Here is a 26,234-nt window from a genome sequence, read left to right as displayed (position 1 = left end):
TCACAGTTCGCATCAGCCCGGTGAACACGGGTAGTGATGATCGAATCACTTTAGGTAGTCGCTCGGTGACGGTGTGGCCCATGCGGCCAGAGTGTCGAAGTCCGCGCGGACCAGCCCGATCTGTTCGTCGATGCGCATCAGCAGGGTCTGCGCCGGGTGGCGCTGGTCGACGTACTCGCGGTCCATGGCCGTGATGTCGTCGTCGATCCACGCGAAGGGCCGCTCGCCCGCGTACTCGAGGATGTACTGGGTCTTCCAGAAGGTGCCGCGCGGCGCCCGGCCGTGCATCGCCGGCCAGTCGATGAAGGGCAGTCTGGGCAGCCCCAGGTGCGGCCCTATCCAGTCGTTCGCCTCGTCCTTCCATGTGGTGGCCCAGACCAGCTCATAGGCATCCGCGAGGGCGAGCAGCTCCGCGCCGTGGTCGTGATTCAGCCAGACCCGCAGCGGCCTGGCCTGCTCCGCCTCGGTCCATCCCGTCGGGCGCATCCGGTGGGTGCTGTACCCCTCGGGGCGGCGCTGGGCCTTGGCCGCGTAGGGGTTCAGCGGGCCGTCGACGTCGATCAGCAGCAGTGGTTTCATCTCGGCAGGATTCCGTTCCGGCGGCCCTCGGGCAGCTCATTTTCGCTTGGAATGAGACATGGACGTCTCATTCGGGGTATGCTTGTCTCATGGCCATGGATCGTGACCAGGTGCTCCGCGATGCGGCCGCCCTGCTTTCCCGCAAGTCGACCGCCACGATGGACGAGGTCGCCCGCGCCGCCGGCATCGGGCGCGCGACCCTCCACCGGCACTTCGCCGGACGCGACGCCCTCGTACGGGCACTCGAAGAACTCGGCATCCGGGAGTTCGAGGTGGCGTTCGACAACGCCCGTCTCGACGAGGGCACGGCGGTGGAGGCGCTGAAGCGACTCGTCGCCGAGGCCGAGCCCAATGCCCAGCTGCTGGCCTTCCTCGTCACCGAGAACCAGCTGTTCGAGGGCGACGAGGTCAACGAGGGATGGGCCCGGCTCGACGCCCGCGTCGGCGCGCTCTTCCGGCGCGGCCAGGAAGAGGGCGACATCCGGATCGACCTGACCCCGGCATGGCTCACCGAGGCCCTCTACGGCCTCGTCGGCACCTGCGCCTGGGCCGTGATGGACGGCCGGGTCGCCGCCAAGGACTTCCAGTACATGATCATCGAGCTGTTGCTCGGTGGCGCACGACGGAGTGTGGAGAAATGAGCGCGACCCAGCAGCTGAAGAGCCCGATCGGGACGGAGGCCAAGAGCCGCGGCCGCTGGCTCGCCCTGGGCGTGCTGGTGCTCGCCGTGCTGCTGGTCGCCGTCGACGCCACCGTCCTCGGCCTCGCCACCCCCGCACTCTCCGAGGACCTCAAGCCGTCCGGCACCCAGCTGCTCTGGATCGGCGACATCTACTCCTTCGTCATCGCCGGACTCCTGGTCTCCATGGGCAGCCTCGGCGACCGAATAGGCCGCAAGAAGCTCCTGCTCACCGGCGCCGCCGCGTTCGGTGCCGTGTCCGTGCTCAACGCCTACGCGACCAGCCCCGAGATGATGATCGTCGCACGGGCCCTGCTGGGCGTGGCCGGTGCGACCCTGATGCCGTCCACCCTCGCGCTGATCCGCAACATCTTCCACGACCCGAAGGAGCGCAGCCTCGCGATCGGCATCTGGGGCGCCACCGCCTCGGCCGGCGCGGCCGTCGGCCCGGTCGTCGGCGGAGCGCTGCTCCAGCACTTCTGGTGGGGCTCGGTCTTCCTGATCAACCTCCCTGTGATGATCGCCCTGGTCGTGGTCGGAATCAAGCTCCTTCCCGAATCCAGGAACCCGGTCGCCGGTCCCTGGGACCTCGTCAGCGTCGGTCTCTCCCTCATCGGCGTGATCAGCGTGGTCTACGCCGTCAAGGAAGTCGCCACGCACGGCATCACCTGGGAGGTCGCGGCCACCGCGACGCTCGGCGTCGGCGCGCTGTACGCCTTCGTACGCCGCCAGTTCAGCCTGCCGTCCCCGCTGCTCGACATGCGCCTCTTCAAGCACCGCGGCTTCTCCGGCGCGGTCCTCGCCGACCTGCTGACCGTCTTCGGCCTCTCCGGACTGGTTTTTTTCCTCTCCCAGTTCCTGCAGCTCGTCCAGGGCCGCGACCCGCTGGAGGCGGGGCTCGCCGAACTGCCCGCCGCCATTGGCGCGGTGGTCACCGGCCTGATCGCCGGCCGGTACGCCCGCCGGTACTCGGTACGGTCCATCGTGGCCGGCGGCCTCGGCGCCATCGGCCTGGCCCTCGCCGTCCTGACGGTGATCCACAAGGAGAGCGGCTACCCGCTGCTCGGCGCCGCCCTGCTCGTCGTCGGCCTCGGCGCCGGCTTCTCCTTCACCGTCACCGCCGACGTCATCCTCTCCAGCGTGCCCAAGGAGCAGGCCGGTTCGGCCTCCGCCGTCTCCGAGACGGCGTACGAACTCGGTGCCGCCCTCGGCATCGCCCTGCTCGGCTCCATCGTCACCGGCGTCTACCAGAGCTTCACCGCCCCGGCCTCGGTCGCGGGCCCGGTGGCCGACGCCGCGCACGAATCCCTCGGCGGGGCCGTCGAGGCCGCCAAGGCCCTCGACCCGCACACCGCCCAGGTGATGGTCGGCGCCGCCCAGGACGCCTTCGTGGACGGGCTGCGGCTCGCTTCCGGCGTCGGCGCGGCCGTGCTGCTGGCCACCGCCGTGGCCGCCTGGTTCCTGCTGAAGGGCCAGCGGCTCCAGGAGGGCGTCGAGCACTGAGATCTCGCTGAAGGGGTGGTGTTCCAGCCAGAGTTGACAGTTCGCAGAACTGCGGGACACCATCCCCGCGATGGAGATCAACGATCTTACCCCGGCGGAACGCCGCGTCTGGGAGGCCTTCCCGCGCGGCGACGGGGTCGACTTCCGCGCCGCCCCCGAGGACAGCTCCGTCGACGGAGCCGACTGGGGGCCCGAGCGCACCCTGCGGGCCGAGGTGCTGCGGGCCATCCTGCTGGGAGCCTGCCCCACCGTGCAGGGCCGGATCCCCGGACTCAAGGTCAAGGGCGCGAAGATCGTGGGCAAGCTCGACCTGCGCTACGCCGTCATCGACCACCCCATCCGGCTGCGCGACTGCTGGTTCGAGCGCAAGCCCCTGATCTACGGGGCCCAGCTGCGCGCCCTGGTCCTCGGCTACTCCACGCTCCCCGGCCTGACCGCCTCCACGGTGCGCGTCGAGGTGGTCCTGCGGCTCTCCTGCTGCCGGATCGCCGGCCCCGTGCGGCTGCAGGGCGCCAAAATAGCCGGCGGGCTCTTCCTCCAGGGGGCCGTGATCGGCCCCACGAGCGGCGAGGAGGCGGACGAGCCGCCGCTCCAGCTCAACCACGTCGAGGTCGACACCGACATCATCGCGAACGACCTGACCGTGCACGGCCAGCTCCGCCTCAACGGCGCCACCGTAGGCGGCCAGGTCCAGCTCGACCGTGCCCGGCTGCTCGCCCCCGGCGGGATCGCCCTGCACGCCGAGAACCTGACCGTCGGCACCGACCTGCGCGCGCACCGGATGAAGGCCCGCGGCATGGTCAACCTCACCGGCTCCCGCATACCCGGGCAGGCCAACCTCACCCGCGCCGACCTGGCCAACCCGGACGGGACCGCCCTGCGCGCCTCCAGCTGCGCCATTGGCGAGATGTGGCTGCGCCGGTGCGACACGGTCCGGGGCGACGTGAACCTGCGCCGGTCCACCATCGACCTGCTGCACATCGATCCGGAGGCCTGGCCCGAGCGGATCGCCATCGACGGCCTGACCTACCGCGCCCTCGCCCCGCATCTGCCCGCCGAGCAGCGGCTGCCCGCCCTGGAGCGGGAGGAGTCCGGCTACCTCCCGTACGCCTACGAGCAGCTGGCATCGGCCTACCGTACGGCGGGCGACGAGGCGGGCGCCCGGACCGTCCAGCTCGCGAAGCTGCGCAGGCACCGCCACACGCTGCCCCGGGCCGCCCGGGTGTGGGGACTGCTGCAGGACGGGACCGTCGGCTACGGCTTCCGGCCCCTGCGCGCGGCGGGATGGCTGCTGGCCTTACTGATGACCGGGTCGGTCGCGTACGGGATCGACCCGCCGCGCGCGCTGAAGGCGGGGGAGGCACCTGACTTCAACGCGGTGTTCTACACGATCGACCTGCTCGTGCCGATCGTCAGTTTCGGCCAGGAAGCGGCCTTCGCGCCGGGCGGCCTGCACCAGTGGCTCTCGTACCTGCTGATCGTAACCGGCTGGATCCTCGCCACCACCACGGCGGCGGGCGTCAGCCGGTCACTCCAGCGTCAGTAGCGGGGCTGGGCTACGCGGCCTTGGCCTTGGTGGCGTACATGTCGACGTACTCCTGGCCCGAAAGACGCATCACCTCGGCCATCACCGAGTCGGTGACGGCGCGCAGGACGTAGCGGTCGCGGTCCATGCCCTCGTAGCGGGAGAACTCCATCGGCTCGCCGAAGCGGACGGTGACGCGGCCCGGACGCGGCATGCCGGCGCCGCCGGGCTGGAGCTTGTCGGTGCCGATCATCGCGAACGGGACCACGGGGGCGCCGGTCATCAGGGTCAGGCGGGCGATGCCGGTGCGGCCCCGGTAGAGACGGCCGTCGGGGGAGCGGGTGCCCTCGGGGTAGATCCCGAAGATCTTGCCCTCTTCGAGGATGCGGCGACCGGTCATCAGGGCCGCGACACCGCCGTTCGCACCGTCACGGTCGACGGGGATCATGCCGGAGCCGGTGAAGAACCAGGCCATGGCGCGGCCCTTGATCCCCTTGCCGGTGACGTACTCGTCCTTGCCGATGAAGTGGACCGTACGGTCGCACACCAGCGGCAGGATCATGGAGTCGATGAAGGTCAGGTGGTTGCCCGCGAGGATCACCGGCCCCGTGCCGGGGATGTTCTCGATGCCCTCCACGCGGGTACGGAACATCATGCGCATGACCGGTCCGACAGTGGCTTTGATGAGCTTCGTACGGAACAACGTGGGGCCCTCCGGCATCGAAAAGCGGTTCGCGCACCGACCTGGCGGCGGTAGCGCAGGTGAGGACGATACTCGCGGGTCGGCTTCCTGCGCACATCGGGTTCACGTGTCGGATACGCATTGTTGACGCTTGTTTGCGCCAAGTTCCCCGGATGTGCCGTTGTCGCACCCTCCTGAGTCACCCCCCTTTGCCTACCATCGGCACGCCGATCGCGGGCCGCGACACGGCGTTCACGACGAGGAGTGGCACTCATGACACAGGGTGGGGCAGCGCGGCGCACGGTCCTGGGAGCGGCCGTCCTGGCGGCGGGGACCGGCATCACCGGACTCACGGCGGGACCCGCCTCCGCCGCGGGTGACGCGCAGGGCGGCGGGCACGGCGACGGGGGCCACCGGGACCTCCCGTACCCGACCGTCATCGGCCATCGCGGAGCCAGCGGCTACCGGCCGGAGCACACGATCGGCTCGTATCAGCTCGCCCTCGACCTGGGTGCCGACGTCGTCGAGCAGGACCTGGTCCCGACCAGGGACGGCCGGCTGGTCTGCCGCCACGAGAACGAGATCGGCGGGACCACCGACGTCGCCGAGCATCCCGAGTTCGCCTCCCGGCGCACCACCAAGTCCGTCGACGGCGTCTCGGTCACCGGCTGGTTCACCGAGGACTTCACCCTGGCCGAGCTGAAGACCCTGCGCGCGAAGGAACGTATCCCCGCCGTCCGCCAGCGCAACACGCTCTACGACGGCCAGTGGGCCGTTCCCACCTTCGAAGAGGTGCTGCGCTGGGCCGACCAGGAGGGCAGGCGTCGCGGCAGGCGCGTGTGGCTGCACGTCGAGACCAAGCACCCCAGCTACTTCCGCAGCCTCGGCCTCGGCCTGGAGGAGCCCCTCGCCAAGCTGCTGCGCCGCTACGGGCGCGACGGCCGAGGCGCCGCCGTCTTCCTCCAGTCCTTCGAGCCCTCCAGCATCCAGCGCCTGTCCCGGCTGGTCTCCGCGCCCCGCGTGGTCCTGCTCTCGGCGGCCGGCACCCGCCCCTGGGACTTCGAACTGGCCAAGGACCCGCGCACGGTCGCGGACCTGGTCAAGCCCGAGGGCCTGAAATGGATCGCAGGCTTCGCCCAGGGCATCGGCCCGACCATGGACCTGATCCTGCCGCGGGACGCGGACGGCCGGCTCGGCGCGCCGACCACCCTGGTGAAGGACGCCCACGCCCGCGGCCTGCTGCTGCACCCCTACACCGCGCGCAACGAGAACAGCTTCCTGCCGGCCGAGTACCGCAAGGGCACCGACCCGGCCGCGTACGGGGACGCCCTTGCCGCCTTCCGTACCTACTTCGAACAGGGCATCGACGGGATCTTCACCGACAACCCGGACACGGGACTGCTCGCGGCCGAGGCGTTCCGGCCGGGCCGACGCCCCGTCAACCGCTGAGCGCCGCTTCCCGTACGAGTGGGCCGGGCCCGGCACGGAAACCGCCCGGCCCGGCCCGCTCGTCCCGCCCGGCATGGACCTGTTGAAGGCTGATTACCTCGACAAGCTCGGCCCGCTGCTCTCCGCCGAGGCGGCCGCGGAGGCTCCGGGGACCGGAGTGGACGCGGCCGACCTGGAACAAGCCGTCTGGGTCAGGCTGCTGGAGAGCGGCCGCCTCGCTCCCGATCCGGCCGAGCCCGCGGAACCGGCGCGGTGGCTGCGCCGGGCGGTCCGCGCGGAGGCGCGCCTCGCCCGGCGCCGGGCGAGGCGGGAGATCCCGTACGACTCCCGCCGTCATTCCGCGGACGGCAGCCGCCGGCACGCGGTGGACGGGGGCCCGCCGGCCGGCGGCGGGACCGCCGGGGCCGAACCGGAGGACGCCCTCATGCACGGCGAGGACAACCGCGCACTCCGATCGGCGGTCGCCCGGTTGCCCGGACGCTGTCCCGAGCTGATGAAGGCACTTCTTTCGCCCAGAGACCTCACCTACCGTGAAATCGCAGGAGAGTTGGGTATCTCACAAGGAAGTTTGGGGCCCGTCCGTTCCCGTTGCCTGGGATGTCTGCGCAGAATGCTGGCTGCAGAGGTTGCGGCTCCTGGCCTGCGGGGAAAGGAGCGGTAGACCATCGGGCTACCAGGTGAGCTGGAGGCATGCGCACATGGGCATGAGCGTGACCATTTCGGCGGCGGCTGCCGAGGATGCTGAGCAGATCTTCAAACTGCAGTACCTGGCCTTCCAGCGTGAGGCCGAGCTGTACGGCAACTACCTCATCCAGCCGCTCACCCAGTCCCTGGACTCCCTGAAGGGGGAGCTGGCGACGGACACCGTCCTGGTGGCCCGGCTCGGCGACGAGATCGTCGGGACGGTGCGCGGCAACGTCGACGAGGACGGCACCGGCAAGATCGCCAAGCTCTGTGTGCACCCGCGTCTTCAGGGTCACGGTCTCGGGGCGCGCCTGCTGCGCGCGGTCGAGGTGGCGCTGGCGAGCCCCGGCACCACCACCCGCTTCCGCCTGCACACCGGGCACAAGAGCGAGTCGAACCTTCGCCTCTACCGCAAGGCCGGTTACGTCAAGGTCGGCGGCCGCACCGCCTCCGACGGCGTCCAGCTGGTGATCCTGGAGAAGGAAGCCAAGGACCCGACCGACTTCACGGTCAGCGCCTAGACACCTCCTGGCGCCCAGTACGCCGTCCCCTTCACCGAGGGGACGGGTCAGGACGGGCCGGGGCTGGTCAGCGCTTGCGCAGCCAGAGCATCCCGGTGATCGGCAGGATCACCGGGATGAACAGGTAGCCCATCCCGAACTGGGACCACACGGTGGTGTCGGGGAAGGACTCGGGCCGCAGCACGGTCCAGGTCCCCACCGCCAGCACACCGGCCAGCTCGGCGCCGCAGCAGAACAGCGCCGCCCTGCGGGCCCTCTCCCCGCCGCGCACCAGCGAGTACGTGATGAACGCGTAGGCCAGCGCGGCCACGGCGGACAGGGAGTAGGCCAGCGGCGCCCGGCCGAACTCGGTGGAGATCTGGAACGCCGAGCGGGAGACCGCGCCGACCACCATCACCCCGTACAGCCACACCAGCAGCAGCCCGGGCCCGGAGACCAGCCTCTTGCGCCCGGCGGCAGTGCCGGTCGTCGTGTCAGCGTCAGGCACCGGTGGTTCCCCAGATGTCGTAGAGCCGTACTTCGAGGACGGCGAGCACGACCGCACCGGCGGCCACCGTGATCGATCCCCACTTGGTCCGCTCGGTCAGCGAGAGCATCCCGGCGGCCGGGACCGCGGCGAACGCGCCCAGCAGGTAGGCCACGAAGATCACCGTGCCCTCGTCGGGCTTCTCGCCCCGGGCCAGCATGACCAGGCCGATCACCAGCTGCGCCAGCACCAGCACGGTCACGACGGCCATGCCGATGAAGTGCCAGTCCTTGGTCGGCTGGTCCCGCCATGCGGCGTGGCCGCACCAGGCGGCGAGGGCGAGTGCGGCCACGCCGATGGCGACCGTCAGGGCGTCGAGCATGCAGCGAGGGTATTACGGGCCGAAAGACCCGATGCGCGCACCCCTCTTTCCCGGAACCCCGTGAGCCGCGAGCGTGCCCGCCGGGGGCCGTGGTCTTGACCACAGCGGGCCCGGATGCCGCACTGCAGACCGAGGTCGCAGTAGGGGCACCGCAACCCCTGTCCGTGCAGGTCAGCAGCGGCGCAGCCACCATGGGACGCAGGGCCCGCAGTGACCGGAGTCGTCCGGTATGTGGTCAGAATCCGTCCGCTATCCGGACGTCATTGATCGGTCACGGGATGCGTCTGGTTTACTGGGGCCCATGACCACGACGAGCAGCCGCACCCTTGCGACCGAGGCGACGAAGACGCCCGGTGCTCGCTGTATGTGTCGAATGTGCGCCTTCTGAGGGCCCCTTCCTGAGCCTCGCGCCCCGAAGCGAGACCAGCCGCGCCACGACGTCACCAGCTGATGAACAGCACGGCTGACTCATGCCCCGCGCACGTGTCGATGCCATCGTTTTCTGACGGTTCGTCCCGTATCGCGTCCCCAGAATGTTTGCCCCGTGCCCGGCACTCCGCTGCGCCGTGCACTCGACAGCGACGGAAATCCTGTGATCACCACATCGGGCCTCACGAAGGTCTACCAGTCCCGTGGCCGCGAGGTCACCGCCCTGGACGGCGTCGATCTCCATGTCCGTGAGGGCGAGGTATACGGAGTCATCGGCCAGAGCGGCGCCGGCAAGTCCTCGCTGATCCGCTGCGTGAACCTGCTGGAGCGTCCCACCACCGGCACGGTGACCGTCGACGGCGTCGACCTCACCGCCCTCGCCGGCCGCGGCCGCCGCGCGGGCAAGGAGCTCCGCGAGGCCCGCAGCCGCATCGGCATGGTCTTCCAGCACTTCAACCTGCTGTCCTCGCGCACCGTCCAGGCCAACGTCGAACTGCCCCTGGAGATCCTCGGCGTCTCCGGCCGCGAGCGCTCCCGCAAGGCCCTCGAACTCCTCGACCTCGTCGGCCTCGCCGACAAGGCCAAGGCCTACCCCACCCAGCTCTCCGGCGGCCAGAAGCAGCGCGTCGGCATCGCCCGCGCCCTGGCCGGCGACCCCAAGGTGCTGCTCTCCGACGAGGCCACCAGCGCCCTGGACCCCGAGACCACCCGCTCCATCCTGGGGCTGCTGCGCGACCTCAACCAGCAGCTCGGCCTCACCGTGCTGCTCATCACCCACGAGATGGACGTGGTCAAGTCCGTCTGCGACTCGGCCGCACTGATGAAGAACGGCCGGATCATCGAGTCCGGCACCGTCGCCGAACTCCTCGCCACCCCCGGCTCCGAGCTCGCCGGCGAACTCTTCCCGGTCACCGGCACCGCCACCGGACCCGACCGCACGGTCGTCGACGTCACCTTCCACGGCGAATCCGCCGTCCGGCCGGTCATCTCGCAGCTCTCGCGCACGTACAACATCGACATCTCGATCCTCGGCGCCGCGATGGACACCGTCGCGGGCCGGCAGATCGGCCGGATGCGCATCGAACTGCCCGGTGGCTACGAGGACAACGTCGTGCCGGTCGGCTTCCTGCGCGAGCAGGGCCTCCAGGTCGACATCGTCGAGGGCGCCGCAGACGGCGACGCCGACACCGAATTCGCCGTGCTGGTCAAGGATGGTGCCAAGTGACCTGGTCCGAAATGCAGCCCCTGCTCAGCCAGGGCACCTACGACACCCTCTACATGGTGCTGTGGTCCACCCTGGTGACCGTGCTCGGCGGCCTGCCCATCGGCATCCTGCTGGTCCTCACCGACAAGGGCGGCCTGCTGCAGAACCAGCCGCTCAACAAGGTGCTCGGCGTGATCGTGAACATAGGCCGCTCGCTGCCGTTCATCATCCTGCTGATCTTCCTGATCCCGGTCACCACCGCGGTCGTCGGCACCTTCATCGGCCCCACCGCCATGATCGTCCCGCTGGCCATCGGCGCCGTCCCCTTCTTCGCCCGGCTCGTCGAGACGGCCGTCCGGGAGGTGGACCACGGCCTGATCGAAGCCGTCGAGTCCATGGGCGGCGGCATCCCCACCCTGGTCGGCAAGGTGCTCCTCCCGCAGGCTCTGCCCTCGCTGGTCGCCGGTGTCACCACCACCGTCATCACCCTCGTCGGCTACTCCGCCATGGCGGGCGCCGTCGGCGGCGAGGGACTCGGATCCAAGGCCATCACCTACGGCTTCCAGCGCTTCGAGACCGGCTTCATGATCGCCACCGTGGTGGTCCTGATCCTCCTCGTCACGGTCATCCAGCTGCTCGGCGACGGCGTGGTCCGGCTCCTCGCCCGCCGCGGCAGGACCGCCTGAAAAGACTTTCCCCTCCCCTCACAGAGCCCGCACTTGTCGTGCTTGGGCCACCACCAGCAAGTCATCGGTACTTGTTCAGCAAGAAAGGCACTCTTCGTGCGTAAGAACATCAAGCTCACCGCCCTCGCCGCCTCGGCCACCGCGCTCGCCCTCGGCCTCACCGCCTGCGGCAGCTCCTCGGACCCGACCTCGGCCAAGAGCGACGGCGGCAAGACCGACGAGAGCAAGCCCCTCGTCATAGCGGCCTCCCCGAGCCCGCACGCCGACATCCTGAACTTCGTCAAGGACAAGCTCGCGGCCAAGGAAGGCCTCAAGCTGGAGGTCAAGGAGTTCACGGACTACGTCCTGCCGAACACCGCCACCGAGCAGGGCCAGGTCGCGGGCAACTACTTCCAGCACAAGCCGTACCTCGACGACTTCAACAAGAAGAACAACACGCACGTCGTGCCCGTCGTGAACGTGCACCTGGAGCCCCTCGGCCTCTACTCCAAGAAGATCAAGGCCATCGGTGACATCAAGGCCGGCCAGACCATCGCCGTCCCCAACGACACCACCAACGAGGGCCGCGCGCTCCAGCTGCTGGCCGCGAACAACCTGATCACCCTCAAGGAGGGTGTCGGCACCAGCGCCAAGCTGTCCGACATCACCGACAAGAAGGGCCTGGAGTTCAAGGAGCTGGAGGCCGCCACGGTCCCGCGCGCCCTGAACGACGTGGACGCCGCGATCATCAACGGCAACTACGCCATCGAGGCCGGCCTGTCGCCCGCCAAGGACGCCCTGATCCTGGAGAAGGCCGAGGGCAACCCCTACGCCAACTTCCTCGCGGTCAAGGACGGCAGCCAGAACGACCCGCGGGTCCAGAAGCTGGCCAAGCTCCTGAACTCCGACGAGGTCAAGAAGTTCATCGAGGAGAAGTACCAGGGCTCGGTCACCCCGGCCTTCGGGACCCCCGCCTCCTGAACCGGTTCCTCCTGAACGGCCTTTCACGACCGGTTCCCCCCGGACCGGTCATGAATCTCGGCCCCGCACGCCCCTGACGGCGCGCGGGGCCGAACTCTGCCCGCTTCCGGGCAACCCGGCCCTGCACATCACCCGGTCGATGCTGCATGCTGTGGCCTACGACCCGCACGCACGGTCCCGCACGAACGGTCCCGCACCGCGGTCGCATCGCAACACGGTCGCACCACGGTCTCAGGCATGGAGCTGCGCATGACTACCACCTTCCCGGACGTCACCATCAGCACGGACCGGCTGGTGCTGCGCCCCTTCGAGGAAGAGGACGTCACCGCGCTCACCGAGATGATGAACGACGAACAGGTCACGGCCTGGACCAGCGCGCCCCACCCCTACACCCACGCCGACGCGCACGCCTGGACCACCCGGCACTCCCACGCGGAACGCACCGAGGGCCGCGGCATCGTCTTCGCCGTCACCGAATTCCTCACCCAGCGCCTCGTCGGCATCGTGCACCTGCGGAACACCAACTGGCACACCCGCGCCACCGAGGTCCGCTACGTCACCGCCCCCTGGGCCCGCGGCGAGGGCTACGCCAGCGAATCCGTCCTGGCCGTCGCCGGGTGGCTCTTCCGCGACCGGGGGTTCGAGCGCCTCGAACTGCGCACCGCCGCGGACAACACCGCCTCGCAGCAGGTGGCCCAGAAGATCGGCTGCATCAGTGAGGGCGTCCTGCGCAACGCGTGGATAGTACGGACGCAGACGCCCGACGGCGGCTGGGCCGACACCCGCACCGACCTCATCGTCTGGAGCCTCGTCCCCGAGGACCTCGACGAGGGCGACGGCTACGACGGTTACGACAGCTTCGACAGCTACGACGGATACGCCCGCAACAGCGCCTTTCCGCAGCGGGAGGGCGCGAACGGCCACCCCGTCGGCGCCGACTGGAAGTGAACCGATGACCGGGTAGTCTCACCGTGCCCGCCGCCCGCTGCAGCTTTCGCCCTCCCCAGCCACCGCTGGGAGGTGCCCCTGCCACACCAGGAGACTGACGACGATGGCCGACCGGGTCACGGTGATCGGCTGGGACGGTTCCCCCTTGACCGCGGGCGCCCGGTCCGCGCTCTCCGCAGCCACCCTCGTGGCCGGCGCCGCCCACCACCTCGACCTCCCCGAAGTGCCGCCCACCGCCGAGCGCATCCGCCTCGGCAGCCTCGGTCTCGCCGCGCGCCGCATCGCCGGCCACCGCGGCACGGCGGTGGTCCTGGCCGACGGGGACCCCGGCTTCTTCGGCGTCGTACGCACCCTGCGCGCCCCGGAGCACGGCCTGGAGGTCGAGGTCGTCCCCGCCGTGTCCTCCGTGGCCGCCGCCTTCGCCCGCGCCGGAATGCCCTGGGACGACGCCCAGGTCGTCGTGGCCCACCCGCGCACCCTGCGCCGCGCCGTCAACGTCTGCCGCGCCCACGCCAAGGTCGCCGTCCTCACCTCGCCCGGCGCCGGACCCGCCGAACTGGCCCTGCTCCTCGACGGAGTTCACCGCACCTTCGTGGTCTGCGAGGAACTCGGCACGGACCGGGAGCAGGTGAGCGTCCTCACCTCCGACAAGGCCGCCGACCACAGCTGGCGCGACCCGAACGTCGTCATCGTCATCGGGGGCGGGGGACCGGCACCCGACGACGCGGGCTGGCTCCTCGGCCGGAGCGCCGCCCAGTCGGCCGACCGAGGCTGGGCCAGGCCCCAGCCCGGCGCCGGCGAGGGCGAGTCCGCACAGCTCCGCGCGGCCCAGCTCGCCCGCCTCGGCCCGCGCACCGGCGACCTCGTCTGGGACATCGGCGTCGGATCCGGCGGCGTGGCCGTGGACGCGGCCGCCCTCGGCGCCGCCGTCATCGCGGTGGACACCGACCCGGTCGCCTGCGACCGGGTAAGTGCCGCCGCCCGCAGGCGGGGAGTGCAGCTCCAGGTCGTCGCCGGGCGCGCACCGCACGTACTGGAGAACCTGCCCGAGCCCGATGTCGTCCGCGTCGGCGGTGGCGGCGCCGCCGTCGTCGCGGCCGTCGCCGAACGCCGCCCCGAACGGATCGTCAGCCACGCCTCCACCCGCGACGAGGCCGAGGCGATCGGCAGGGCACTCACCGAACACGGTTACGCCGTCGAGTGCGCGCTGCTGCAGTCCGTCGCCCTGGACCCCCGGACCTGGGCCGAACAGGACCGTTCCGTGGTGTTCCTCCTGGCAGCGGAACGCCCCGTCACGCGTTGACACGAGGGCCGGGGTAGGCTGGCCGATCGTCGTACTGCCCCGGACGATTCGGGCATCGCGGCACCGCCTGGACGCGCGACGTGGCGCAGTCCACAGAGGACCGTGACGGTTATGGCCGCCACGATCGCCGACGGGCGCGACAATGCTTACTGGTTGTCGTGCAGGCGCATGCGAGACGAGTTCGTCGCACCGCAACCCCGCAGGCAAAACCGCTCGGCGGCCTCGTGGGCGACCGGGCGATCGAAGAGGCAACACCGATGGGCGAGGGGTAAGCATGACTGACACCGGCCAGGTCCCGGGCGAGGGTCTCCCGGACAACGCGGGCATGGTGGATCAGCAGGGCGTCCCCGCTCCGGTCCAGATCCCGGCACCGATCCCCGCTGGCTACGCCTTCCAGGACCTCATGGACAACCCGGCCGAGCCGGAGGACGAGGAACTGCTGCTGATGCCGAGCGGCCAGGGCGCGTGGAGCGACCCGCAGGTCGTCCCGCCGGTCCCCGCCTTCCCGGTCCCGCCCCAGCCCGGCGAACCGCAGATGTACACGGACCCCTCCTACGCCGCCGAGTCCGCGTACCCCGAAGCCCCGGCCGGATACCCCGAGCCCGCCGCGTACAACGAATTCCCCCCGCCCGTGTTCCCCGACGGCGGCTACAGCGCGGGCGCGCACGAGACGGGCGGCCGTGACTCCGGCGCGCTCGACCTCGGCGGCCTCGTCGTCCCGCCCCCGGCGGCGCCCGTCGCCCCGGTGGCCGCCGCGGCCCCCCTCCGGCGCCCGCTGCACATGGGCCCGCCCCTGCCCGAGGCCAACGGCGGAGTCGTACGGTCCCTCGCGGACCGCGGCCCGGCCGCGGCGCCCGCACAGCCCGCCCCCATGGCCGCCGTGAGCACCCCGGCGGCACCCACCCCGATCCGCCAGGCCGGGCCCCCGACCACGGGCCCCGAGTACCTGGACATCCCGCGCGCCGAGACCGCCCAGCCGGGCGAGATCCCGCCGCAGGCCGGGGATCCGTGGGCGCCGGAGCCCGCGGCAGCGCCCGAGCCGGTGGCGGAGCCCGTCGAGGCTCCCGCCGAGGCCGCGGCGCAGCCCGTGGAGCCGGAGCCGGTCCAGGCACCGGCGGACACGGCGATCCCGGCCGAGCCGGTCGTGGCCGTCGTGGCCGAGCCGGTCCAGCCCGAGCCCGCCGCGGCCGAGCCGCAGCCGGAGCCGGTCGCCGTCGAGCAGGGCGCCGTCGAGCCGGTGGCCGTGGAGCCCGAGCTGCAGCCCGAGTCCGCGCCTGAGCCGGTCGCCCCCGTCGAGCCGGTCGTGGCCGTCGCGGCCGAGCCGGTCCAGCCCGAGCCCGCCGCGGCCGAGCCGGAGCCGCAGCCGGCGGTGGCCGAGCCGGTGGCCGTGGAGCCCCAGCCCCAGTCGCAGCCCGAGCCGGTGCTCGTGGTCCCGGCCGCCGTGGCCGAGCCGGCGCAGCCGGAGGCCGACCGGGCGCAGCAGCCCGAGGCCGCGGCCGAGCCGGTCGAGGAGCAGCCCGAGCCGGTGCTCGCCGCCCCGGCCGTCGTCGCCGTGCCGGTCCGGCCGCAGACCGTCCGGCCCGAGCCGGAGCCGGAGCACGTCGAGATCCACCCCGCGCCCGCCCCGGAGCCGGTCCGGGCGGAGCAGTCCGAGGCACAGCCGGAGGCCGAGCCCGCCGCCGAGACCGAGGCCGAGCCCGCGGTGGACGCCCCCGCCGCGGGCGAGGCGGCGCCCGGCTACGCCGACGCCGAGCGCGAAGCCGTCCTGCGCGTCATGCGCGAGCGCCGTGACATCCGCAAGGGCTTCCGTACCGACCCGATCCCGCACGAGGTGCTGCTCCGCGTCCTGGAAGCGGCCCACACCGCACCCAGCGTCGGTCACTCGCAGCCCTGGGACTTCGTCGTCATCCGCTCCGCCGAGACCCGCCGGACGATGCACGAGCTCGCCCAGCGCCAGCGCGAGGCCTACGCCAAGTCGCTGCCCAAGGGCCGGGCGAAGCAGTTCAAGGAACTCAAGATCGAGGCCATCCTCGACACCCCGGTGAACATCGTCGTCACCGCCGACCCCACCCGGGGCGGGCGCCACACCCTCGGCCGGCACACCCAGCCGCAGATGGCCCCGTACTCCTCCGCCCTCGCCGTCGAGAACCTCTGGCTCGCCGCGCGCGCCGAAGGCCTCGGCGTCGGCTGGGTCAGCTTCTTCGACGAGCGCGAGATGGTCCGCGAGCTCGGCCTTCCCGAGCACCTCGAAGTCGTCGCGTACCTCTGCGTCGGCTACGTCGACGAGTTCCCCGAGGAGCCCGAGCTGGCCCAGGCCGGCTGGTCGCAGCGCCGCCCGCTCTCCTGGGTGGTCCACGAGGAGACCTACGGCCGCCGCGCCCTGCCCGGCGAGGAGCCGCACGATCTCCTCTCGGAGACGGTCGCCAGCATCCGCCCGCTCGACGCGAAGGCGCTCGGCGAGGCCTGGGAGCGGCAGAAGCGCATGACCAAGCCCGCCGGGGCCCTGGGCATGCTGGAGATCATCTCCGCCCAGCTCAGCGGTCTCTCCCGGGTCTGCCCGCCGCCGATCCCGGAGCCGGCAGCGGTCGCGATCTTCGCCGGTGACCACGGCGTGCACGCCCAGGGCGTCACCCCGTGGCCCCAGGAGGTCACCACCCAGATGGTGGCCAACTTCCTGGGCGGCGGAGCGGTCTGCAACGCCTTCGCCAACCAGGTCGGAGCCGAGGTCTGCGTGATCGACGTGGGCGTCGCGGGCGACCTCCCGGCCACCCCGGGCCTGCTCCCGCGCAAGGTCCGCCCGGGCACCGCCGACCTCTCCACCGGCCCCGCCATGACCCGTGAGGAAGCGATCGCGGCCATCGAGGTCGGCATCGAGACGGCCCGCGACCTGGTCGCAGCCGGCAACAAGGCCCTGCTGACCGGCGAGATGGGCATCGCGAACACCACCGTGTCCGCGGCCCTGATCTCGGTCTTCACCGGCGTGGACGCGGCCGAGGTCACCGGCCGGGGCACGGGCATCAACGACGAGACGCACGCCCGCAAGGTCGAGGTCGTCCGCCGCGCCCTGGAGCTCCACCAGCCGGACCCGGCGGACCCGGTCGGCGTCCTCGCCGCGATCGGCGGCCTGGAGCACGCGGCGATCGTGGGCCTCATCCTCGGCAGCGCGTCCCTGCGCACCCCGGTCATCCTGGACGGCGTCAGCGCCGGCGCCGCCGCCCTGGTGGCCCGCGCCATCGCACCCGAGTCCCTGTCGGCCTGCATCGCGGGCCACCGCAGCGCCGAGCCGGGCCACGTGGCGGCCCTCAACAAGCTGGGCCTGCGCCCGCTGGTCGACCTGGACCTCCGCCTCGGCGAGGGTACGGGCGCCCTGCTGGCCCTCCCGCTGGTCCAGAGCGCGGCCCGCGCGATGCACGAGGTCGCCACCTTCGACTCGGCGGGCGTGACGGAGAAGTAACCCGGTCCCGGCCGGACGGGCAGGGCAGCCCCCTGCCGGGCGGCATCGGCCCCGCCGACGATCGGGACGCGGGGCCCGGGGCCGGAGCCCCGGTCCCCGGGCCGCACTCGCCGCCCCGTCCGCGCCTCGGGACGACCCGAGTCGTATGGTGGACCCGCACCAAGAACCCGCACGTCAGCACCCCCGCCGCTCCAGAGCCGCAGCGGCACGACAGAACGACCGCCGCACCAGGAGCCGCACCGCCATGGCCGACACCCCCGCCTACCCCGTAGGACTCCGCCTCGCGGGCCGCCGCGTCGTCGTCATCGGCGGCGGACAGGTCGCCCAGCGCCGCCTCCCCGCGCTCATCGCGGCCGGCGCCGACGTCCTGCTCATCTCGCCGTCCGCCACCCCCTCCGTGGACGCCATGGCCGAGACCGGCGAGATCCGCTGGGAACGCCGCCGCTACCGGGACGGCGACCTCGCCGACGCCTGGTACGCGCTGATCGCCACCCAGAACCGTGAGGACAACGAGCGCGCCTCCGCCGAGGCCGAGCGCGAGCGCGTCTGGTGCGTCCGCGCCGACGACGCCTCCGCCGCCACCGCCTGGACCCCCGCGACCGGCCGCATCGAGGGCGTCACCGTCGCCGTGCTGACCGGCAACGACCCCCGCCGCTCCGCGGCCGTCCGCGACGCCGTCGTGGAGGGCCTGCGCGACGGCACCCTCACCGCTCCCGCCCACCGTACGAGGGCCACCCCCGGCGTGGCCCTGGTCGGCGGCGGCCCGGGCGACCCGGACCTGATCACCGTGCGCGGCCGCCGCCTCCTCGCCGAGGCCGACGTGGTCATCGCCGACCGGCTCGGCCCCCGCGACCTGCTGGACGAGCTTCCGCCGCACGTCGAGGTCATCGACGCCGCGAAGATCCCGTACGGCCGGTTCATGGCCCAGGAGGCCATCAACAACGCGCTGATCGAGCACGCCAAGGCCGGCAAGAACGTGGTCCGGCTCAAGGGCGGGGACCCGTATGTCTTCGGCCGTGGCATGGAGGAGCTCCAGGCCCTCGCGGAGGCCGGCATCCCCTGCACGGTCGTCCCCGGCATCTCCAGCTCCATCTCGGTGCCCGGCGCCGTCGGCATCCCGGTCACCCACCGCGGTGTGGCGCACGAGTTCACCGTGGTCAGCGGTCACGTCGGTCCCGACGACCCGCGCTCCCTCGTGGACTGGGCCTCGCTCGCCAAGCTCACCGGCACCCTGGTGATCCTGATGGGCGTCGACAAGATCGGCCTGATCGCCGAGGCCCTCGTGCGTCACGGCCGTTCCGCGGACACCCCCGTCGCGGTGATCCAGGAGGGCACCACCGCCACCCAGCGCCGGGTGGACGCCACCCTGGCCACGGTCGGTGAGACCGTGCGCGCGGAAGAGGTCCGTCCGCCCGCCGTCATCGTCATCGGCGAGGTCGTCCGCGTGAACGGCCCGGGCACCCTCCCCACCACCAACGCCTGACAGGCCGTTGGCACCGCACCCAGGACAAGGCAGTATCACCCTGTGGCTGATCTCATCACCATCGACGACCCCGACGACCCGCGCCTGCGCGACTACACGGGCCTGACCGACGTCGAACTCCGGCGTCGGCGCGAGCCCGCCGAGGGCCTTTTCATCGCCGAGGGCGAAAAGGTCATCAGACGCGCCAAGGACGCCGGGTACGAGATGCGCTCGATGCTGCTCTCCGCCAAGTGGGTCGACGTCATGCGCGACGTCATCGACGAACTCCCGGCACCGGTCTACGCCGTGAGCCCGGACCTCGCCGAGCGCGTCACCGGCTACCACGTGCACCGCGGCGCCCTCGCCTCCATGCAGCGCAAGCCGCTGCCCACGGCCGAGGAGCTGCTCGCCACGACCCGCCGCGTGGTCGTCATGGAAGCGGTCAACGACCACACCAACATCGGGGCCATCTTCCGCAGCGCCGCCGCCCTCGGCATGGACGCGGTGCTGCTGTCGCCCGACTGCGCGGACCCGCTCTACCGCCGCTCGGTGAAGGTCTCCATGGGCGCGGTGTTCTCCGTCCCCTACGCCCGGCTCGAGGCCTGGCCCAAGAGCCTGGACTCGGTGCGCGAGGCGGGCTTCAAACTGCTCGCGCTCACCCCGCACGAGAAGGCCACGCCGATCGACGTGGCCGCGCCGCAGTCCCTGGAGCGGGTCGCGCTGATGCTCGGCGCCGAGGGCGACGGACTGTCCACGCCCGCGCTGGTCGCCGCAGACGAGTGGGTACGGATCCCCATGGCGCACGGCGTGGACTCGCTGAACGTGGGCGCCGCGGCCGCGGTCGCCTTCTACGCGGTGGCCCAGGGCCGCGCGCCCCAGTAGGAACGGGCGCTACAGCTTCTGGGCCGCGGCGATGCCCAGCGCGACGATCAGCGTCACCACGACGAACACGATCAGGCGCTGCCTCATCAGCCTGGGGTCCGGCCGCGAGGGCCGTCGTCCCGTCCCCGTCGTCCTGGGGGCCGGACGGCCGCCCGTACGCCCCGAGGTCGGCCGGGAGGCCGGGCCGCCGGGGTGCTGCGGATTGCGGGGGGACGAGGGCCGCGAGTGCGGACCGCTCGGGGACCCGCCCTGGGGCCGGGGCGCGGTGGAGCCGCCCGTACGCCGTCCCGGGTACTCCTCGGCCCCGCCGATCCGCTCGGCCTCCGGGAGCCGTCCCGTCGGCCGCTCGACCCGGGCCCGCTGGGCCGGCGGGCGTCCGTCCGAGAGCCCCTGCGCCTCGCGGGCCGCGATCTCCTTGAGCCGCATCGACAGCTGGAGCGTGCTGGGCCGCTCCTCGGGGTCCTTGGCCAGGCAGGCCCGCACCAGGGGCGCCAGCGCGTCCGGTACGCCCTGCAGGTGCGGCTCCTCGTGCACCACGCGGTACAGCATGACCTCGGAACTGCCGTGCCCGAAGGGGGAGTCGGCCGTGGCCGCGTAGGCCAGGGTGGCGCCGAGGGCGAAGACGTCGGTGGCCGGGGTGACGGCGGCGCCGCGCACCTGCTCGGGTGCGAGGAAGCCGGGGGAGCCCACGGCCGTACCCACATGGGTGAGGGTGCTCGCGCCGGTGGCCCAGGCGATGCCGAAGTCGATGATCCGGGGACCTTTGGGGGACAGCAGGATGTTCGAGGGCTTCAGGTCGCGGTGGACGACGCCCGCCTCGTGGACGGCGACCAGGCCCTCGGAGAGCGCGGCGCCCACGGCGGCGATCTGTGCGGCCGTCAGGGGGCCTTCCTCGGCCACCTTGTCGTGCAGCGAGGGACCGGGGACGTACTGGGTCGCGAACCACGGGCGCTCGGCCTCCAGGTCCGCCGCCACCAGGCGCGCGGTGCAGCCGCCCCGGATCCGCCGGGCGGCGGACACCTCGCGGGCGAACCGGGAGCGGAACTCCTGGTCCTCGGCCAGATCCGGCCGGATGACCTTGAGGGCGACGCGCTGCCCGCGCCGGTCCGATCCCAGGTAGACCACGCCCATGCCGCCGGCGCCGAGCCGCCGGTGCAGTCTGAACGAGCCGACGACACGCGGGTCCTCGCGCCGGAGCCGCATCATCGCCATGTCCACCCCGCTGACCGGTCGTCCTGTTGACGTGCCACAGCTTACGGACCATCCGGCATGCGTGCTCAGAGGCCGCGCCCTCGCCGGGGGATTCGATTGTCAGTGCGGCACAGCACACTTGAGAGAGCGTCGGTACTGCCGTCCGGGTGCCCGCCCGGGAAGCGTCGCATGCCCAAGCCGCCTTCGTTCCAAGGGGATTGAGGTTCCCCGGCAGGTCCGGGCCCCCTGTGGCGTGCCCGTACGGTTGCCCCGACCGAGTCGATCTTGCCGTCGACCGGTGGGCGGACACGAGGCAACAGGGAGTGACGGAAGTGAGCGAAGTCACTACCCTCCGGTCATCCCCTCCGGGTAGACCCCGACAGTGGGGCGGCGGTGTCCACCCAGGGGAGTACACGGGGCACTCCCTGTCATCCTCCCGGAGGCCCGGCAATGGGTACGAGGGCATGAGGCCAGGGGCCGTCCGCCCGCCTAGTGTTGAAGACAAGCGGCGGGTGGCGCACTCGTCCCCCGAGGTCACGAGCCCGCCGCTGCCAAACGACAGGGAGAGGGCCATGGCGGACATCGCACGGCAGGGACGCAAGGCATTCGCGTTCAACGGCCACGAGTCCGGCACCCGCCACCCGCTGGTGGCCGCGGCCATGGTGCTCCCCCTGGCCGCAGTGCTGCTCTTCCTCTTCGGAGGCTTCGATCAGCTGGCGGCACAGGCGTCGTCCGTGGGCGTGATGCTGGGGCGCTGAGCGGCGCCCCAGGTCCGGGAGAGCGGCCCGGACCGGGACATCGGCCTGCCGAACCCCGTGGGGACGGGGGAGCGGCGGACGGACGGCAGGTGAAGGGTGCTGCCCGTACGACTGGGGAGTCGGACGGGCAGCACCCTTTTTCATGCGCCCGGTTCTCATGCGCCCTGTTCTCATGCGGGTGTGAGACTGGTGAGCTCTCGTATTCAACTGTCACCAGTTCCCCGCCGAACCTAACCCGCTGGTGACCGTGTGTGATCTTCAGCGGCGTATCGGCTTTGCCGGGTCTCCGGCGGGTAGTTGGTTGGGGCCTGGAGTCCGAGAGCCCAGACGGTGACGGCGTACCCGTACCCGTGCCGGTGTCGGTGGTAGTCGCCTGCGGCGACCTTGAGGAAGCGGCGGGCGGCGGGACTGTAGGGCTCCTGGTCGTTGTCGCCGGTGTTCTTGAGCCGGGGGTCGGTGAGGAGCCGGGCGAGGGCGTTGTGCCAGCGGGTCAGTTCCTCGGCCCGTTGGCGGAAGGCGCCGGCGGGGTCGTCGGTGTCGGCGAGCAGGGTCTCCAGGTCGAAGTACGCGGGAAGGGTGACTTGGTCGTCGTACTCCTCAAGGGCGTCGATCTCGGGGTGGGTGAAGGCCCGCACGTTGTACTGGCACAGGCTCATGGTGTTCTGCATCGACTCGCGGAAGTAGCGCATCAGTGGCTCCCGTCAGCTCTGGTCGGGGGGAAGGGGGTAGATGTCGAGGGTCACGTACGGGTCGTCCACCCAGTTCCGTACGGGCCGCAACGCGAGCACGTCGAAATGGCGGCCCTCCACGAAGGCGGGCAGTTGCAGGGATGCGAGCAGGTGCCCCGGACGGGCGGAGACGCGTTCCACGTGTCGCAGCACCCGACCGTCGTCGTACGTCTGTCACGCTGATCGCGGAATCACCCTGTTCGCCAGACGCTCGCCCGATTCACTGGATGCCGGCTCGTCTGCGATCGATGTGCCGGCGCGGTCGCCGGTGCCCGGCAGGTCCTTGGCGAGCCGGCCTGCGGTGCGCTCACCGGGCGACCGGGTGAGGACGCCGAGTGTGAGCAGAGCGAGCGCGGGCAGCACGGCGACGATGATTCCCATCGGCAAGGCGTCGGTGGCGCCACCCGCGCCGGCCAGCGGAGCAAGTGCCCCGCCGATCATGAACTGGCTGAAGCCGAGCAGAGCGGCGGCCGACCCGGCGTGTTCGCCGTGGTCGGCCAGGGCCTGGGCCGTGGCGTTCGGCATGACCAGGCCCACGCTGGAGACCAGGACGAACAGGCCGATCAGGAGCACGGGCAGGGGTGCCCGTGTCAGCACCGCGCCCAGGACCGTGGTGCCACCGGCTGTCGCGCCCAGCAGACCGGCGAGCAGCAGCACGCGGGCGCCGGCCCGGGCCACCAGCCGGCCGCTGATCTGGGCGGCTGCGATGAGTCCGGCGGCGTTGACGGCGAACACGGCGCTGTACTGCTGCGGTGACAGGCCGTGGATTTCCTGCAGGACGAACGGCGAGCCGGAGATGTAGGCGAACATCGCCGCGAAGACCAGGCCGTTGGCCAGGACGTACCCGGTGAAGACCCGGTCGCTGAGCAGCTGCCCGACGACAGCCGGCAGCGGCTGGCGTGACGCGGAGGACCGGGTCTCCGGCAGGCCTGCGGCGGAGGCCGCCAGCATCACGGCGCCGAGTACGGCCAGGCTCACGAAGATCCCCGGCCAGGCCGTGACGCGCAGTAGCTGGCCACCGAGGACCGGCGCGAACACCGGCGCCAGGCCGGTGATCAAGGTCAGTGCGGAGAAGAGACGTGCGGTGCGGGTTCCGGAGGTGCGGTCGCGGACCATGGCGTTGGCGATGACGATGCCGAACGCCCCGCCGATGCCCTGGACCAGGCGTAGGCCGATGAGTGTCCGGACGTCGGGCGCCACCGCGCAGAGCGCGCTGGCGATCGTGTAGAGGGCGAGGCCCGCCAGCAACGGACGCCGCCGGCCGTAGGTGTCGCTCAGCGGCCCGGCGATCAGCTGCCCGATGGCCAGCCCGGCCAGGCAGGCGGTGATGGTGAGCTGGGTGGCCGCGGCGCTGGCGCGCAGGTCGCCGGCGAGGTCCGGCAGTCCGGGCAGGTAGCCGTCGATGGACAGTGGTCCCAGGGCCACGAGCGCTGCGAGCAGGACGATGAATCGGGTGTGCCGGCCGGCGGCGTCGTTGCTCATGGCTCAGTACGCCACGGTGATGCGGCGGCGGATCGCGGTGCCGCTCTCGATCGTGTCGGCCAGGGCGATCGCGTAGTCGGCGTACGAGATGCGGCTGTTGCCGTCGTCGTCGGTGAGCAGGGTGTCCCCGGCGCTGCGGTAGGCACCGGTCCGCTCGCCCGCTCCGATGACCGCAGCGGGCGACACGTACGTCCAGTCGAGGTCGTGCACGCCGAGGTAGAGGTTGAGCGCTTCGGACTGGGCCTCGGCATTGGCCTTCCACAGCGCGGGGAAGTCCGGGTCGTCCATGACCCGGGCGCCGGTCGGCGTGCGCAGGCTACCGGCACCGCCGATGGTGACCAGGCGGGTGACGCCGGCTCGGCGGAGTCCGTCGATCAGCGCACGGGCGGCGCCGACGATCGTGGCGCGGTCGTTCTCCTGGCCGATCCGGGGGCCGACGGCCGACAGTACGGCGTCGTGGGAGGCGACGAGGCCGGCGACCGCGGCGGCGTCGGTGACGTCACCGGTGGTCACGGTCAGGGCCTTGTGCTCGAGGCCGTCGAGGTGGCCGGCTCGGGTGACCGCGGTGACGGTGTGGCCGCGACGCAGTAGTTCCTCGGTGGCGGGCCGGCCGATGTTGCCGCTGGCACCGAACAGGACGATCTTCATGTGTTGCTCCTTGTTTCTGATGGTCAGAGGACGGGCTGGCCGTCGGCGACGATGGCCGCGGTGATGCCGCGCTCGGCGGCGGCGTGCTGGAACCGCTGCTCGATGTCGGGTTGTTCGGTGTAGAACGGCGGGTTGTGGAACAGGCCGTAGTGCATGGCGCAGACGGTGCCGGCGCCGAGTGCGACGGCGGCCTCGACGCCCTGCTCGGGGGTCATGGTCGCCGGGACGTTGGCCGCGTAGCCCTCGAAGTGGGCGACGACGCCGTTGACCGGGACGAACGCGACGTCGAACGGGCCGTGGTCGCGGGCGATCTGCCACCAGCTGCCGTGCCACTGGGTGTCGCCGCAGTGGATGACCCGCCGGCCGCCGCCTTCGACGACCCAGGCGACCTGGTCACAGTCGTTGCCGCGCCAGTCCAGCGAGGTCACCGGGGTGACGGTCAGCTCTCCGATGCGCCGTGACTGGCCCAGGTCCTGGGCAACAGGGGTGATGCCCACCTCGTGCAGCGCCGCCCCGCTCGGGGTGTGGCAGCCGATCGTGCCGGTGGCCGCGATCCGGGCGATCAGGTCGTGGTCGTAGTGGTCGGGGTGCAGGTGGGTGATGAGGGCGTGGGTGCCGGGCGGGGTATCGACCGGGTCGACCGGCCGGTGCGGCGGCCCCATCACCGGCGCCAGCGGAGCGACGTTCTCGAGCGGGTCGATCAGCAGTCGGGTGTCGCCGAGACGGATCTCGACGCCGGCCCAGGCCAGCCGACGCACGGAAAGGGTGGGGGTCATGGGCAGCGACGCTAGACCGACGTTGTTGAGAAAGTCAACAAGAGAGTTTTGAATCTCAACACCGCGATGTAGGGTGGTGGCATGCGCACCTACGGGCAGTACTGCGGCATCGCGAAAACACTGGACACCGTCGGCGACCGATGGACCCTGCTGATCGTCCGTGAACTGCTCGCCCTGGGTCCGTGCCGGCACACCGACCTGCGCAACGGGCTGCCCGGGATCGCCAGCAACCTGCTGGTCGACCGGCTCCGCGAACTCGAGGAAGCCGGCCTGATCCACCGCGAGGCCGCCCCGCCGCCGGTGGCCACCACCCTGTTCTCCCTCACCGAGCGTGGCCGCGAGCTGGAGCCGGTGCTGCGGGAGCTGAGCCGATGGGGAATTCCGCTGTTGCGTGAGCCGGCCGGCAGCGACACCTTCCGCACCCACTGGCTGGACATGCCCGCCCGGGCACTGACCGACCACCGCCCCGACCAGCCGGCAATCGCCCTGCAACTGCACGCCGACGGCAACGAAGACCTGGTCATCGAAGTCAAGGACGGCTTGGTGCACACACACGCCGGCCGGGTCGACCACCCCACCGCGTCCCTGACCGGACCGCCGCACCTGCTCGCCGCGACCCTGCTCGGCGACCTCGATCTGAGCGCCGCAGTACAGCAAGGCCTGCGGCTCAGCGGCGAACGCGAGGCAGTACTGCGCATCCTGCCCCGCTGATCCGGGTGTGCGCTGGCGGACTTGGTGAGCTCGCATGTTCAGGTGTCGCGTATTCCCGAGCACCCCAATGCAGAGTGTGACTCTGCATGTCGTAGTTGCGGTACGGAAAGTGCCGCTGAGATTGATCACGGCCCGGCGGGCG

25 protein-coding genes and 1 pseudogene are annotated in these 26,234 nt (G+C 71.7%); 16 read left to right on the top strand and 10 right to left on the bottom strand.

What is annotated here, in order from left to right; all coding sequences use genetic code 11:
* Positions 1–45: 45 nt before the first annotated feature.
* The gene (locus tag OG444_RS08785) at positions 46–579 is read right to left on the bottom strand and encodes an HAD domain-containing protein (protein WP_327261621.1); all 534 of its coding nucleotides are present in this window, start codon (positions 577–579) and stop codon (positions 46–48) included.
* 89 nt (positions 580–668) lie between these two features.
* Between OG444_RS08785 and OG444_RS08780 the strand changes: the two genes are divergently transcribed.
* From OG444_RS08780 to OG444_RS08770, 3 genes are all read left to right on the top strand, one after another.
* On the top strand, positions 669–1,220 hold the full coding sequence (locus tag OG444_RS08780) for a TetR/AcrR family transcriptional regulator (protein WP_327261620.1): 552 nt from the start codon (positions 669–671) through the stop codon (positions 1,218–1,220).
* Positions 1,217–2,761, top strand: coding sequence for an MFS transporter (locus OG444_RS08775; protein ID WP_327261619.1), 1,545 nt, complete (start codon positions 1,217–1,219; stop codon positions 2,759–2,761). Before OG444_RS08780 ends, OG444_RS08775 begins: the two co-directional genes overlap by 4 nt.
* 70 nt (positions 2,762–2,831) lie before the next feature.
* Positions 2,832–4,307, top strand: a complete 1,476-nt coding sequence (locus OG444_RS08770) for a membrane-associated oxidoreductase (RefSeq protein ID WP_327261618.1) — start codon at positions 2,832–2,834, stop codon at positions 4,305–4,307.
* A gap of 10 nt (positions 4,308–4,317) precedes the next feature.
* Here the strand turns inward: OG444_RS08770 and OG444_RS08765 are convergent, their stop codons facing one another.
* Entirely contained in the window at positions 4,318–5,007 is a 690-nt protein-coding gene (locus OG444_RS08765) for a lysophospholipid acyltransferase family protein (RefSeq protein WP_327261617.1), read from the bottom strand.
* A gap of 234 nt (positions 5,008–5,241) precedes the next feature.
* Between OG444_RS08765 and OG444_RS08760 the strand changes: the two genes are divergently transcribed.
* The 3 genes from OG444_RS08760 to OG444_RS08750 all read left to right on the top strand — a co-directional run bounded on the left by OG444_RS08760 (position 5,242) and on the right by OG444_RS08750 (position 7,622).
* Positions 5,242–6,417: a glycerophosphodiester phosphodiesterase gene (locus OG444_RS08760; RefSeq protein ID WP_327261616.1), complete on the top strand. Its 1,176-nt coding sequence runs from the start codon at positions 5,242–5,244 to the stop codon at positions 6,415–6,417.
* A 73-nt stretch (positions 6,418–6,490) separates the two neighbouring features.
* The gene (locus OG444_RS08755) at positions 6,491–7,078 is read left to right on the top strand and encodes a sigma-70 family RNA polymerase sigma factor (RefSeq protein ID WP_327261615.1); all 588 of its coding nucleotides are present in this window, start codon (positions 6,491–6,493) and stop codon (positions 7,076–7,078) included.
* Positions 7,079–7,115: 37 nt separating this feature from the next.
* Positions 7,116–7,622: a GNAT family N-acetyltransferase gene (locus OG444_RS08750; RefSeq protein ID WP_327261614.1), complete on the top strand. Its 507-nt coding sequence runs from the start codon at positions 7,116–7,118 to the stop codon at positions 7,620–7,622.
* A gap of 67 nt (positions 7,623–7,689) precedes the next feature.
* Here the strand turns inward: OG444_RS08750 and OG444_RS08745 are convergent, their stop codons facing one another.
* Positions 7,690–8,109: a hypothetical protein gene (locus tag OG444_RS08745; RefSeq protein WP_327261613.1), complete on the bottom strand. Its 420-nt coding sequence runs from the start codon at positions 8,107–8,109 to the stop codon at positions 7,690–7,692.
* Positions 8,102–8,470, bottom strand: a complete 369-nt coding sequence (locus OG444_RS08740) for a hypothetical protein (protein ID WP_327261612.1) — start codon at positions 8,468–8,470, stop codon at positions 8,102–8,104. Before OG444_RS08740 ends, OG444_RS08745 begins: the two co-directional genes overlap by 8 nt.
* 592 nt (positions 8,471–9,062) lie before the next feature.
* Between OG444_RS08740 and OG444_RS08735 the strand changes: the two genes are divergently transcribed.
* From OG444_RS08735 to OG444_RS08700, 8 genes are all read left to right on the top strand, one after another.
* Complete coding sequence (locus tag OG444_RS08735) at positions 9,063–10,124, top strand: methionine ABC transporter ATP-binding protein (RefSeq protein ID WP_327261611.1); 1,062 nt, start codon at positions 9,063–9,065, stop codon at positions 10,122–10,124.
* Entirely contained in the window at positions 10,121–10,789 is a 669-nt protein-coding gene (locus OG444_RS08730) for a methionine ABC transporter permease (protein WP_327261610.1), read from the top strand. The genes OG444_RS08735 and OG444_RS08730 overlap by 4 nt, the downstream gene beginning before the upstream one ends.
* 96 nt (positions 10,790–10,885) lie before the next feature.
* On the top strand, positions 10,886–11,749 hold the full coding sequence (locus tag OG444_RS08725; protein ID WP_327261609.1) for a MetQ/NlpA family ABC transporter substrate-binding protein: 864 nt from the start codon (positions 10,886–10,888) through the stop codon (positions 11,747–11,749).
* Between the two features lie 249 nt (positions 11,750–11,998).
* Entirely contained in the window at positions 11,999–12,697 is a 699-nt protein-coding gene (locus tag OG444_RS08720; RefSeq protein ID WP_327261608.1) for a GNAT family N-acetyltransferase, read from the top strand.
* Positions 12,698–12,800: 103 nt separating this feature from the next.
* The gene (gene cbiE, locus OG444_RS08715) at positions 12,801–14,000 is read left to right on the top strand and encodes a precorrin-6y C5,15-methyltransferase (decarboxylating) subunit CbiE (RefSeq protein WP_327261607.1); all 1,200 of its coding nucleotides are present in this window, start codon (positions 12,801–12,803) and stop codon (positions 13,998–14,000) included.
* A 274-nt stretch (positions 14,001–14,274) separates the two neighbouring features.
* Positions 14,275–17,454 (top strand): nicotinate-nucleotide--dimethylbenzimidazole phosphoribosyltransferase, encoded by a 3,180-nt coding sequence (gene cobT, locus OG444_RS08710; protein ID WP_327261606.1) that lies wholly within the window; start codon positions 14,275–14,277, stop codon positions 17,452–17,454.
* Positions 17,455–17,698: 244 nt separating this feature from the next.
* The gene (cobA, locus tag OG444_RS08705) at positions 17,699–18,937 is read left to right on the top strand and encodes a uroporphyrinogen-III C-methyltransferase (protein WP_327261605.1); all 1,239 of its coding nucleotides are present in this window, start codon (positions 17,699–17,701) and stop codon (positions 18,935–18,937) included.
* A gap of 42 nt (positions 18,938–18,979) precedes the next feature.
* Positions 18,980–19,798, top strand: a complete 819-nt coding sequence (locus OG444_RS08700; RefSeq protein WP_327261604.1) for a TrmH family RNA methyltransferase — start codon at positions 18,980–18,982, stop codon at positions 19,796–19,798.
* Between the two features lie 9 nt (positions 19,799–19,807).
* Here OG444_RS08700 and OG444_RS08695 read toward each other — a convergent pair whose 3' ends face one another.
* A complete protein-coding gene (locus tag OG444_RS08695; protein ID WP_327261603.1) occupies positions 19,808–21,010 on the bottom strand; it encodes a serine/threonine-protein kinase in 1,203 nt (400 codons plus the stop codon).
* Positions 21,011–21,561: 551 nt separating this feature from the next.
* Here OG444_RS08695 and OG444_RS08690 point away from each other — a divergent pair.
* Positions 21,562–21,747 (top strand): hypothetical protein, encoded by a 186-nt coding sequence (locus OG444_RS08690; RefSeq protein ID WP_327261602.1) that lies wholly within the window; start codon positions 21,562–21,564, stop codon positions 21,745–21,747.
* Positions 21,748–21,977: 230 nt separating this feature from the next.
* On the opposite strand, the gene OG444_RS08685 is transcribed toward OG444_RS08690, so the two are convergent.
* The 5 genes and pseudogenes from OG444_RS08685 to OG444_RS08665 form a co-directional block, all read right to left on the bottom strand.
* A complete protein-coding gene (locus tag OG444_RS08685) occupies positions 21,978–22,436 on the bottom strand; it encodes a hypothetical protein (RefSeq protein ID WP_327261601.1) in 459 nt (152 codons plus the stop codon).
* A 78-nt stretch (positions 22,437–22,514) separates the two neighbouring features.
* Positions 22,515–22,613 (bottom strand): annotated as a pseudogene (locus tag OG444_RS40745) (transcriptional regulator); the annotation flags it as partial.
* 36 nt (positions 22,614–22,649) lie between these two features.
* The gene (locus tag OG444_RS08675) at positions 22,650–23,957 is read right to left on the bottom strand and encodes a multidrug effflux MFS transporter (protein WP_327261599.1); all 1,308 of its coding nucleotides are present in this window, start codon (positions 23,955–23,957) and stop codon (positions 22,650–22,652) included.
* Positions 23,958–23,960: 3 nt separating this feature from the next.
* Complete coding sequence (locus OG444_RS08670; RefSeq protein ID WP_327261598.1) at positions 23,961–24,605, bottom strand: NAD(P)-dependent oxidoreductase; 645 nt, start codon at positions 24,603–24,605, stop codon at positions 23,961–23,963.
* 23 nt (positions 24,606–24,628) lie between these two features.
* On the bottom strand, positions 24,629–25,381 hold the full coding sequence (locus OG444_RS08665; RefSeq protein WP_327261597.1) for an MBL fold metallo-hydrolase: 753 nt from the start codon (positions 25,379–25,381) through the stop codon (positions 24,629–24,631).
* 81 nt (positions 25,382–25,462) lie between these two features.
* On the opposite strand from OG444_RS08665, the gene OG444_RS08660 reads away from it, so the two are divergent.
* The gene (locus OG444_RS08660; RefSeq protein WP_327261596.1) at positions 25,463–26,092 is read left to right on the top strand and encodes a winged helix-turn-helix transcriptional regulator; all 630 of its coding nucleotides are present in this window, start codon (positions 25,463–25,465) and stop codon (positions 26,090–26,092) included.
* Positions 26,093–26,234: the final 142 nt, after the last annotated feature.

This window comes from Streptomyces sp. NBC_01232, assembly GCF_035989885.1.
GTDB lineage: Bacteria > Actinomycetota > Actinomycetes > Streptomycetales > Streptomycetaceae > Streptomyces.
The sequence above is the reverse complement of the archived record's forward strand: the minus strand, read 5'-3'. Positions and strand labels throughout refer to the sequence as shown.

What these genes read in the sequence shown, in the direction of transcription:
- cbiE (WP_327261607.1), top strand. Translation starts at nt 12,801, where the DNA reads ATGGCCGACCGGGTCACGGTGATCGGCTGGGACGGTTCCCCCTTGACC.
- OG444_RS08780 (WP_327261620.1), top strand. Translation starts at nt 669, where the DNA reads ATGGCCATGGATCGTGACCAGGTGCTCCGCGATGCGGCCGCCCTGCTT.
- OG444_RS08755 (WP_327261615.1), top strand. Translation starts at nt 6,491, where the DNA reads ATGGACCTGTTGAAGGCTGATTACCTCGACAAGCTCGGCCCGCTGCTC.
- OG444_RS08695 (WP_327261603.1), bottom strand. Translation starts at nt 21,010, where the DNA reads ATGGCGATGATGCGGCTCCGGCGCGAGGACCCGCGTGTCGTCGGCTCG.
- OG444_RS08690 (WP_327261602.1), top strand. Translation starts at nt 21,562, where the DNA reads ATGGCGGACATCGCACGGCAGGGACGCAAGGCATTCGCGTTCAACGGC.
- OG444_RS08765 (WP_327261617.1), bottom strand. Translation starts at nt 5,007, where the DNA reads ATGCCGGAGGGCCCCACGTTGTTCCGTACGAAGCTCATCAAAGCCACT.
- OG444_RS08675 (WP_327261599.1), bottom strand. Translation starts at nt 23,957, where the DNA reads ATGAGCAACGACGCCGCCGGCCGGCACACCCGATTCATCGTCCTGCTC.
- OG444_RS08660 (WP_327261596.1), top strand. Translation starts at nt 25,463, where the DNA reads ATGCGCACCTACGGGCAGTACTGCGGCATCGCGAAAACACTGGACACC.
- OG444_RS08665 (WP_327261597.1), bottom strand. Translation starts at nt 25,381, where the DNA reads ATGACCCCCACCCTTTCCGTGCGTCGGCTGGCCTGGGCCGGCGTCGAG.
- cobT (WP_327261606.1), top strand. Translation starts at nt 14,275, where the DNA reads ATGACTGACACCGGCCAGGTCCCGGGCGAGGGTCTCCCGGACAACGCG.
- OG444_RS08685 (WP_327261601.1), bottom strand. Translation starts at nt 22,436, where the DNA reads ATGCGCTACTTCCGCGAGTCGATGCAGAACACCATGAGCCTGTGCCAG.
- OG444_RS08760 (WP_327261616.1), top strand. Translation starts at nt 5,242, where the DNA reads ATGACACAGGGTGGGGCAGCGCGGCGCACGGTCCTGGGAGCGGCCGTC.
- OG444_RS08770 (WP_327261618.1), top strand. Translation starts at nt 2,832, where the DNA reads ATGGAGATCAACGATCTTACCCCGGCGGAACGCCGCGTCTGGGAGGCC.
- OG444_RS08670 (WP_327261598.1), bottom strand. Translation starts at nt 24,605, where the DNA reads ATGAAGATCGTCCTGTTCGGTGCCAGCGGCAACATCGGCCGGCCCGCC.
- OG444_RS08740 (WP_327261612.1), bottom strand. Translation starts at nt 8,470, where the DNA reads ATGCTCGACGCCCTGACGGTCGCCATCGGCGTGGCCGCACTCGCCCTC.
- OG444_RS08775 (WP_327261619.1), top strand. Translation starts at nt 1,217, where the DNA reads ATGAGCGCGACCCAGCAGCTGAAGAGCCCGATCGGGACGGAGGCCAAG.
- OG444_RS08750 (WP_327261614.1), top strand. Translation starts at nt 7,116, where the DNA reads ATGGGCATGAGCGTGACCATTTCGGCGGCGGCTGCCGAGGATGCTGAG.
- OG444_RS08785 (WP_327261621.1), bottom strand. Translation starts at nt 579, where the DNA reads ATGAAACCACTGCTGCTGATCGACGTCGACGGCCCGCTGAACCCCTAC.
- cobA (WP_327261605.1), top strand. Translation starts at nt 17,699, where the DNA reads ATGGCCGACACCCCCGCCTACCCCGTAGGACTCCGCCTCGCGGGCCGC.
- OG444_RS08720 (WP_327261608.1), top strand. Translation starts at nt 11,999, where the DNA reads ATGACTACCACCTTCCCGGACGTCACCATCAGCACGGACCGGCTGGTG.